The following is an 8,624-nucleotide window of genomic DNA, read 5'->3' as shown; positions in this document are numbered from 1 at the left end:
GCCCCGCCATGGCCCGCACCAACGATCACCACGTCGTAGCTGCTCATTGATCCTCTCCCCGCGCGATCTCGCAATCTAATCATCGTAGATTACCGCTATGTGGAGCAAGCTCTGGTCGTCAAGCAGTAAGCCGGTTAGCTTAGTGGCATGAACATCATGACACCTGCAGTCGCGAAGAGGACGAAGACGACCGTTGACGGCAAGCGTCGCGTGCCGCGTGCAGGACGCCCATCGTCTCCGCTGATCACGCGTGAGGCCGCTGCGGGGGCGGCGTTACGGCTCATCGATGCGAAGGGACTGGACGCCCTGAGCCTGCAGGCTGTCGCCAAGGAGCTGGGTGTCAGTGCGCCATCGCTCTACCACCACTTCCGTGACAAGGAGGAGCTTCTCGCAGAGGTCGCGCGCAGTTTGCTTTCAGAAGTCGGCCACGAGCAGGAGGAATGGTCCACCGATTGGGAGACGCGGATGATCGAACTCAGCTGCGCCACCCGCCGCGTTGCCCTCCGGCACCCGAATGCCGCGCCGCTTTCGCTACGCTTCTTCCCGCGGCGATTGATGCTCCCCGCCTACGAAGCCGGTTTGCGCGACTGTCCGTATCCGCTCGCCACGCACATGATCGTGCATGAGGTGATCGAGAAGTTCACTTATGGCTCGTCGCTCTTCGCGGCCGCTGCGGAAACCCACCACATCCCGGCCATGCCCGAGGTGGATTCTGCCCATTTCCCCCGTCTTGCCGAAGCGCTTGAACTCGCACCGTCGGACGAGGAGATCTTCAAGGAAGGATTGCAGGTGCTGCTTGCCGGTCTTCGCGCGCGTTACGGCAGCAGGTGACACGAAAAAAGGGGCGGTGAACGCACCGCCCCTTTGAGGTTTTCCGGGAGGACACAGATCAGAACTTGAGCGCCAGTTCCACGAACACTTCGCGCGGGTTGTCGACAAAGGCAGACATGTCGGCGGTAACGCCAGGGCCGGCCGTCCCGCCGCCGGTCCCGCCCGTGAACGGAATGTCGTTCGCTGCCGTGACCACCAGCTTGTTGGTGAGGTTGCGGCCGATCACCGACAGCGTCCAGCGTTCGTCCGGACTGTTGAGCGCCAGTGCCGCGTCGAGCTTCGCATATCCCTTCTGAATGGCGTCGGGACGGAGCGCGTCGGTGAAATTATACTTCGACGTATAGCTCACATCACTGGAGGCACGCACCGACCATCCGGAGTCGGTCACCGGCACTTCGAACGTGAAGCCGGCGCGCCCGGCAAACTTGGGCGCCTTCGGGGGCGTTCGTCCGTCATAATCCTGTGCGTTGAAGACGCCGCCGGCGGGCTGGAGATTGCAGCCCAGCGCGATCGTCTGCCCCGGATAGCATTGGCCGACATAGTCCTGGTACTTGGCATCGTTGTAGGCCGCTGCACCACGCAGGCTGAAGCCATCGACTCCCGGCACGCGGAAGTTGAAGTCTGCCTCCACGCCCTGGGTGCGCAGCTTGCCGGCGTTGCCCGCGGTGAGCGAAACAGTGGTGGGGTCAAAGAACTGGACCTGCAGATCCTTATATTCGTAGCGATACGCCGTCAGGCTGAAGGTCAGCCGCCGACCGAAGGCCAGCGTTCGATAGCCGATCTCGCCGCCCTCGGCGGTTTCCGCGCCGAAGCGGCCCTGATCCTGCAACACGGCGGTCGGGGCCGGCGTCAGCGCCTGCGAGATGTTGAAGCCGCCTGCCTTGAAGCCCTGCTTGTACGAGGCGTACAGCGTGGTGTCGGTATCCGGCTTGAACCGGATCGTCGCTTGCGGAGAGATATTGTCGTCGCGGTAGCGATCGGTCACGACGATCCCGCCGGGGAAGGCGGCCGAGAAGGCCGCATTGGCGGGAAGTGAGCGCTGATAGCTGTCGCGCGCCTCGGAGCTGTAGCGCGCACCTGCCGAGAGTTCGAACTGCTCCGACAGGTTCAATGTGCCTTCCGCGAAGAACGACAGCGAGTCGGTCTGAAAGCCATTGTCCCGCTTGAAGCTGACGAACGTGCCCGTGCCCGGGTCGAACGGCAGCGGCGCGATGTAAGCGTCGGTGTTGAAGACGAAATCGCCATGCGCGTAGAAGCCGCCGAACAGGATGTTGAATGGCCCGTCGAACTTGGACTGGAAGCGCAGTTCCTGAGAGAATTGGTCGAAATCGGCAAGCTGGCTGAACCCCGCGGGATAAGCTTCGCCCGACACGTTATTCAGATCATATTGGCGGAAGTGGTAATAGCCGGTGATCGAGGTGACGTCGAAAGGGTCGCTCGTCACGTTCGCGGTCACGATGCCATATTGCGATGCGAAATCGCCGTACATGTTGCCGTCACGGGCGTAGCGGTAATTGGCCTCAGCCACCTGGATCGGAATGGCGGACTGATCCGACCGGCCGTTGATGCGGCAATCCGCATTGGGGCTGGGCGGAATGCCGTTGGCTGCTAGCGGGGTCGTCCGTCCACCGCCGCACAGCCGCTCTACGATGTCGGTCGGGCCGCCATCCTTTACCTTGGTGAAGCCGCCCTTCACCTGCAGGTTGAAAGCGCTGCTCGGTTCCCACTCGATCGTGCCGCGCGCGCCATAGGCTTCCGAAAAGCCGCGCCGGTCCCGATCGCGGGTGCGCAACTGCCCCGGAATGTAGTTGGTGTACTCATCTGCCGCCGTGTTGGTGAAGGCACCCTTTGCCTTGGAATAACGGCCGGCGACGCGCGCGCGCAGCGTATCCGACACCGGACCTGACAGATACCCTTCGACATAATGTTCGTCGGCGTTGAATCCGTACCCGCCCTTGATCCCGCCTTCGAACGTGTTGGTGGGGTTGTTGCTTGATACGTTGATCAGGCCGCCCGTGGTGTTCTTGCCGAAGAACAAAGCCTGCGGACCCTTGAGCACCTCGACGCGCTGGATGTCGAACTGCGGCAGGCTGATCTCGCGCCCGCGGCTCATCGGCAGGCCGTCGATCACGAACGACACCGACTGGTCAAAGCCCGCGCTCAGCGCGGTCGAGCCGACGCCGCGCAGGAAGATGCTGGCGGAGGAGCCTGACGCCGCCTTTCCGGCGATCAGCGAGGGCACGAGGGTCGCGATGTCGCTGACGCGGGTTGCCTGATATTGGGTCAGCGTCTCGCCGCCGACCGCGGTGACCGCGACCGGCGCGTCGAGCAGGCGCTCGTCACGGCGCCGGGCGGTGATGATGATCTCGCCATCCCCGGCTGCGGAGGGCGTCGTATTGGCGGGACGGGTTTCGCCGGTCGCGGATGCCTCGACCCCGCCGGTGGCGGGCTCCTGCGCCGTCGTGGGGCCACCATCCGGTGCCGTCTGCGCCTGAACGGTTAGGGGCACAATCGCTGTGGTGGAGGTCAGCGCCACCAACGCGAGCCGCAAGGAACGCTTCATCCTTCAACATCCTCTCTGGAAAACAGATTGCGCGATCTTCTGTCGCGTCGCCGGAATTTCGGCCGTTGCAAACCTAATGTCAATAGATAACGATCATGCCCGTACGGTGGCTTGATCGCGCAGGATCAGATCCGCAGCGCGCCACGCCATCGCCATGGTCGGGCCCTGCGTATTGCCGGCGGGGATCGCGGGCATGATCGATGTGTCCATGACACGCAGCCCGTCGACGCCGCGCACGCGCAGCTGGGGGTCGACCACTGACGCCGCGTCACTCCCCATCCGGCAGCTGCCGACCGCATGATAGCCGCACGTGCCGTAGCGATCGTAGGCCTCCAGGATCTGCGCATCGGTCTCGTACTGCGCGCCCGGCATGGTCTCCTCTCCGACCAGTTCGCCCAGCGGCGATTGGCGGACGTAATCGCGTACGACCCGGATCGCGCCGATCATCGCGGCGCGGTCTTCGTCGTTGGCGCGATAGTTCGGCCGGAACGACGCCGCCGCATCCGGATCACGGGTGGTAACATGAATGCTGCCGCGCGAGGTCGGACGCAGCGGATAGACAACCACGTGCATGCCCGGGAAGCGCTCGACATCCTGCCGCTGCTTGGCGAAATCGAAGGAGAATGGTGCGACCAGCATTTGCGCGTCGGGCCGGTTCAGCCCCGGTCGCGTGCGGAACCAGCCACCGATCTCATAAGCCGCCGCCGCCATCGGACCGGAGCGAGTCAGGTAATATTGCGCAGCGGACCGCAGAAGTCGCCAGCCATGGAACTGCTTGTTCTGCGAAATGTCGCGCTTGACCTTCCATTGCACAATCAGCCCGCGATGCTCGATCAGCCCTTCGCCAACTTCCGGATTGTGGTGGATCAAGGGAATGCCGAGCGCCTCCAGCCGCGCTCTGTCGCCGATGCCCGATCGCTCGAGCACACCGGGGCTAGCCATTGCGCCGCCGCAGACAATCACCTCGCCTTTCGCCGTCACCGTTTCGCGTTTGCCGTCGCGCACCACCTCGACGCCGGTGGCACGCTTACCGGTGAAGGTGATGCGATCTACGGTGCAGTCGGTCATCACCGTCAGGTTGGCGCGCTTCTCCGCCGGACGCAGGAAGGCGGTTGCGGCACTCTGTCGCTTGCCGCCGGCGATGGTGCGCGGCGTAAAGCCAATGCCGTCACCATTGTCGGGTGCGTTGACATCTTCCTTGCGCGGCCACCCCATTGCCTCGCCCGCGGCAATCTGCGCTTCCGACAATTTATCTCGCAGCGTCGGCATGGTCACCTTGAGCGGCCCGGTGGCACCACGCGTCTCGGCCGCGCCCAGCTCATGCCGTTCCATTGCCGCATAAGCCGCGCCGATATGCTGCCAGCTCCAGTCGTCGCTCGATACCTCGGCGATCGCATCAAAGTCGGCTGGCTGTCCGCGCACATACATCATGCCGTTGGTGGAGGTGGATCCGCCCAGCACGCGCCCGCGCACCCACATCTCGGATTGTTCGCCGGTGCAGGCGTCGGGCTCGCTGGCATAAGCCCATAGATGCTTGGGATCCGCCATCACCTTGGCGAGCCCCTTGGGCATGGCGATGAACGGGTGCGTGTCGCGCGGCCCAGCCTCGATCAGGCACACCGCGATCCGGGGATTCTTAGACAGCCGATAGGCAAGCACGCATCCAGCTGCTCCCGCCCCCACGATCACGTAATCGTAGCTCATTCGCGCGCCCTCTCCTGGGTCGGCAGCATCGCGTGCCGCTCAACCTACGGTGAATAGGTAACGCCATCGGACGCATCGCGACAAGTCCCCGCCAAAGAAAAAACTATTGCTATTAGGTTGGCGCCTTTTTAGCTTCAGCAACAACAAGGAGAACGTGCGCTGGCCAAGCCGGCGTCGGAGAGGAACGTATGCCGCAGACGTTGCCGAATGCCGTCGCATGGTGGGCCAGGATGCGGGGCGATCAGCCAGCCGTGGTCCTCGATGGCGATGTGCTCACCTACCGCGATTATCACGACTGGTCAGGCCGGGTTGCTGCGATGCTGATCGCCGACGGACTCCAGCCCGGTGACCGCGTCGCGATCTGCGCCACCAACAGCCTTGCCTATGTCGCCCTGATCATGGGCACGATCCGCGCCGGCGGCATCGTGAACCCGGTCAACTTCCGCTACACCCCGCGCGAGATCGCCGAACTGGTGGAAACCACCGAACCGGCCATCTCATTCGCCGATCCGGCGCACAGCGGGAACATGGCGGATGCCGGCCCTTCACCCCGCGCCATGGCGGAGATCGAGGCATTGCGCCACGGCGCGCCGGTAACCCCGTCGCACGATCCGCAGCCTGACGCGCCGGTCGTCATCATCGCGACCTCCGGCTCCACCGCCAAGCCGAAGGGCGTGGTCTTCACCAACCGCTCGATGACGGCCTACGCCGCCAGCTGGGCGGTGGAGGAAACGAGTTCGGCGCCCGGCTCGCGGGTCATCAGCCTTGCGCCGCTCAACACCTCGGCCGGCTTCGTTCAGCTGATGCATTATACGACCCAGGGCTGCACCATCTACATGGTGCCGCAATTCGTTCCCGCCGATGCGCTGCGGCTGATCGAGCGCGAGCGGATCACCTGCTTCGGCGCGGTGCCCGCCTTCTTCGAGTTCATCGCCGCCCTACCCGAGTTCGCCGACGCCGACCTGTCGTCCATCAAACTCGCCACGGCGGGCGGCGCGCGCGTCAGTCGCCAGCTGCTGGAAACCTACAAGGCCAAGGGCATTACCATCCGCCAGATCTATGGCCAGACCGAGATTGGCGGCAACGCGACGATGATGCCCGAGCATCTCGCCATGGACTCGCCCGAGAAATGCGGCTGGGGCAATATCTTCATGGACCTGAGGGTCGTGCGTCCCGACGGCACCGACTGCGATCCCGGTGAGCCCGGCGAGATCGTGATGCGCTCGCCCGGCATGATGCAAGGCTATTGGCGCAACCCGGCGGAGACCGCGAAGACGATCCGCGACGGCTGGCTTCATTCCGGCGACATCGGCACGCTGGACGAGAACGGCCTGCTCACCTTCGTCGACCGGCTGAAGGATCTTATCATCTCCGGCGGACTCAACATCTCCGCCGCCGAGGTGGAGCGCGTGGTGTGCGAATTTCCCGGCGTCACCGAAGCGCTGGCGATCGCTGCGCCCGATCCCAAGTTCGGAGAGACGCCCTTTGTCGTCTATCACGGCCCGGCCGAGATCGATGTCACCGCGCTGATCCGCTACTGCGACACCAACCTCTCCAACTACAAAGTGCCGCGCTACGTCGCCTTCTCCGCCGACCCGCTGCCGCGGCTCGCGACGGGGAAGCTGTCGAAGCCCGCGGTGCGTGAACTCTACGCCGGCGCGCATGAGCGCCTGTCCAGAGTCCGATAAGAGCTGTCCGCTGAGGAGCCTGCCATGAACGCTCATGCCGCCGTCGCCGCCGCGCCGAGCCCCGTGCCCGCGCACATCCCCGCCGATCTCATCTTCGATTTCGACATCTATGCCGATCCGCGCATCGGCGAGGACGTGCAGGGCAGCTATGCCGAGGCACTGGCCGATGCGCCGCCGATCTTCTGGACGACGCTGAATGGCGGCCACTGGATCGCGAAGGCCTTCGACGCGATCACCGCGGTGGTCACCGATCCCGAGCATTTCTCCGTCCGTGAAATGCAGATCCCGCGCGTCGAGAACCCGCCGTTCTTCATTCCCTTGAGCCTCGATCCGCCCGAGAACCTGCCGTATCGCCGCGCGATGATGCCGATGTTCGGCCCGGTCGCGATCAAGGCGATCGAACCGCAGATCCGCGACTGGGCGCAGAAGCTGGTGGATCATGTCGCCGCCAGCGGCCGCTGCGACTTCCAGGGCGACGTATCCAAGGTGTTCCCGGTCAGCGTCTTCATGGAGCTGATGGGCATGGACCTCGCCCGACTGCGCGAGTTCCGCGAACTGGCCGAGGCGTTCTTCGACAATCAGAACAACGCCGCCGAAATGGGCCGCCTCTCCGCCCTGATCCTCGGCGAGATGAAGGCGCTGATCGAGGAAAAGCGCGCGCACCCCGACGACAAGCTGATGAGCCATTTCATCACCGTCGACATTGGCGGGCGCACGATGAACGAGGACGAGATCCTCGCCATGAGCTTCGTGCTGTTCCTGGGCGGCATGGACACGGTCACCAACGTCACTGGTTTCGCCTATCAGCAGCTGGCGCAGATGCCCGAGCTTCAGGCGCGCCTCGCCGCCGATCCGTCGCTGATCCCGGCCTTCGCCGACGAGGCGATCCGCCTCTACGGCGTCGTCAACACGCCGCGCCTCGTGGTGCAGGAACAAACGATCGGCGCCGCCACGCTGCACCCCGGCGAGATGGTGCTGTGCGTGCTGTGCCTCGGCAGTCGCGATCCCGCCAAGTTCGATGCGCCCAATGCGTTCGACATCGATCGCAAGCGCACCGCGCACCTCACCTTCTCCAGCGGGCCGCATCTGTGCATTGGCCACGTCCTCGGCCGCGCGGAGCTGCGCATCCTGACCGAGGAATGGGTGAAGCGCATTCCGTCGTTCAAGCCGGTGGCAGGCGAAAAGCACGCGTTCCGCACCGGCACGGTCATGGCGCTCGAGAACCTGCCCCTCGAATGGACACCTGTCGAACGGACCGGGGCATGAGCCGAGCGGACGGCGCGGACGCACCTTACTGGAACGGTCTGGAAGAAGGGAAACTGACGCTGCCGCGCTGCGACGGCTGCGACCGCTGGATCTGGCCCGCCGGCCATCGCTGCGGCGCGTGCGGCACCACCGGCGTGCATTGGGTTGAGCGGCCGATGGCGGCTACCGTCTTCTCCTGGACGCGCACCTGGCACGCCTTCGGGGGCGCCGAGTCGCTCGGCTTGCCGTTCACGACCGTGCTGGCGGAGGTCGAGGATTGCGGCATCCGCCTGCTCGGGCGGCTCGAGGATCCCGACCGGATCGATCCGGCGCTGGGCGAAAAGCTGACCGGCCAGATCGGCCGCACGCAAGTCGGCGACGACTCCATTCCCACCATCATCTGGAGTCGCGCCGCGTGACGCATCCCCTCTACGGCACCACCGCCATCGCCGGCGTGGGCCTGAAGCAATACAAGCGCGGCGCCTCCCCCCTGCCCGAGCGCAGCGTGCTGGTCGAGGCGATCCTTGCCGCCTGCGACGAGGCCGGCTTCGACCCCGCCGATGTCGACGGCTTCGTCTCCTATGGCGACGACA

At 64.8% G+C, this 8,624-nt stretch carries 6 protein-coding genes; 4 read left to right on the top strand and 2 right to left on the bottom strand.

Features of this window, described 5'->3' with window-relative positions:
- The first annotated feature begins 156 nt into the window (after positions 1-156).
- On the top strand, positions 157-831 hold the full coding sequence (locus tag AX702_RS14030; protein WP_197420612.1) for a TetR/AcrR family transcriptional regulator: 675 nt from the start codon (positions 157-159) through the stop codon (positions 829-831).
- Positions 832-889: 58 nt separating this feature from the next.
- Here AX702_RS14030 and AX702_RS14025 read toward each other — a convergent pair whose 3' ends face one another.
- Together AX702_RS14025 and AX702_RS14020 are read right to left on the bottom strand one after the other, a co-directional pair.
- Positions 890-3,394, bottom strand: a complete 2,505-nt coding sequence (locus tag AX702_RS14025) for a TonB-dependent receptor (protein WP_082746267.1) — start codon at positions 3,392-3,394, stop codon at positions 890-892.
- Between the two features lie 93 nt (positions 3,395-3,487).
- Positions 3,488-5,098: a GMC family oxidoreductase gene (locus tag AX702_RS14020; protein WP_066780576.1), complete on the bottom strand. Its 1,611-nt coding sequence runs from the start codon at positions 5,096-5,098 to the stop codon at positions 3,488-3,490.
- A gap of 188 nt (positions 5,099-5,286) precedes the next feature.
- On the opposite strand from AX702_RS14020, the gene AX702_RS14015 reads away from it, so the two are divergent.
- The 3 genes from AX702_RS14015 to AX702_RS14005 are packed head-to-tail and all read left to right on the top strand — an operon-like array spanning position 5,287 to position 8,450.
- A complete protein-coding gene (locus AX702_RS14015) occupies positions 5,287-6,786 on the top strand; it encodes a class I adenylate-forming enzyme family protein (protein ID WP_066780575.1) in 1,500 nt (499 codons plus the stop codon).
- A gap of 24 nt (positions 6,787-6,810) precedes the next feature.
- Complete coding sequence (locus AX702_RS14010) at positions 6,811-8,052, top strand: cytochrome P450 (RefSeq protein ID WP_066780573.1); 1,242 nt, start codon at positions 6,811-6,813, stop codon at positions 8,050-8,052.
- Positions 8,049-8,450 (top strand): Zn-ribbon domain-containing OB-fold protein, encoded by a 402-nt coding sequence (locus tag AX702_RS14005; RefSeq protein WP_066780571.1) that lies wholly within the window; start codon positions 8,049-8,051, stop codon positions 8,448-8,450. The genes AX702_RS14010 and AX702_RS14005 overlap by 4 nt, the downstream gene beginning before the upstream one ends.
- Positions 8,451-8,624 lie beyond the last annotated feature (174 nt).

Origin of the sequence: Sphingomonas sp. CCH5-D11, from assembly GCF_001557395.1 — a bacterium.
Lineage (GTDB): Bacteria > Pseudomonadota > Alphaproteobacteria > Sphingomonadales > Sphingomonadaceae > Sphingomonas.
Note: the sequence above shows the minus strand (reverse complement) of the source record. Positions and strands in the feature narration are given on the sequence as shown.

Excerpts from the sequence above, each read along its gene's own strand:
- AX702_RS14030 (WP_197420612.1), top strand. The coding sequence starts at position 157 with ATGACACCTGCAGTCGCGAAGAGGACGAAGACGACCGTTGACGGCAAG.
- AX702_RS14025 (WP_082746267.1), bottom strand. The coding sequence starts at position 3,394 with ATGAAGCGTTCCTTGCGGCTCGCGTTGGTGGCGCTGACCTCCACCACA.
- AX702_RS14020 (WP_066780576.1), bottom strand. The coding sequence starts at position 5,098 with ATGAGCTACGATTACGTGATCGTGGGGGCGGGAGCAGCTGGATGCGTG.
- AX702_RS14010 (WP_066780573.1), top strand. The coding sequence starts at position 6,811 with ATGAACGCTCATGCCGCCGTCGCCGCCGCGCCGAGCCCCGTGCCCGCG.
- AX702_RS14005 (WP_066780571.1), top strand. The coding sequence starts at position 8,049 with ATGAGCCGAGCGGACGGCGCGGACGCACCTTACTGGAACGGTCTGGAA.
- AX702_RS14015 (WP_066780575.1), top strand. The coding sequence starts at position 5,287 with ATGCCGCAGACGTTGCCGAATGCCGTCGCATGGTGGGCCAGGATGCGG.